A 553-nucleotide genomic window follows, 5' to 3' on the forward strand; every position below is an offset into this window, starting at 1 on the left:
CCGTCATTCCGCAGCTAATTCCAGATTTAAAATAGTGTGATCGCGTGATCATTTCTGCGCAATTTTGCAAACACCCTATTGACCGCGATCCCCTATTTTGATCTATTACTGCTATTTAACGGTCGCTCACTATGTCTGCCCCTCAGCCTGTCATTAAACGCCTCGATCACCTAGGGTTAATTGCTGCTTTTTGTCACGAAATCGGGTTACCTCGTTTTATCGATCGAGCCATCCCTAAACTCTCGGACCATCATGTCTCTCATGGTGATGCCGTGCTGGCGATGGTGCTTAACGGGTTAGGCTTCCATAGCCGTACCTTGCACATGTTTTCTGACTTTTTTCAAACCAAGCCCGTTGCCAAGCTGTTGGCAAAAGACATTCAAGCCGAGCATTTAACCGATGACGTGCTTGGGCGGACCTTGGATGCGCTGTTTGAAGCCGATGTGTCTGTCATGTATCAAGCGATTGCCGAGCATGTGGTCGAGAAATTAGGGCTACAAACCGATTCGGTGCACCTTGATATCACCAGCTTCCATGTAGATGGTGACTATGC

At 47.9% G+C, this 553-nt stretch carries 1 protein-coding gene; it reads left to right on the forward strand.

Annotation, left to right across the window (positions count from 1 at the left end):
- Nucleotides 1–131: 131 nt before the first annotated feature.
- Nucleotides 132–553, forward strand: a 422-nt coding sequence (locus K6Y31_RS22115) for an IS1634 family transposase (protein WP_233055185.1), incomplete at its 3' end; no start/stop codon positions are given.

This window comes from Motilimonas cestriensis, from assembly GCF_021295315.1.
GTDB classification, from domain to species: Bacteria; Pseudomonadota; Gammaproteobacteria; order Enterobacterales; family CBDFNC01; genus Motilimonas; species Motilimonas cestriensis.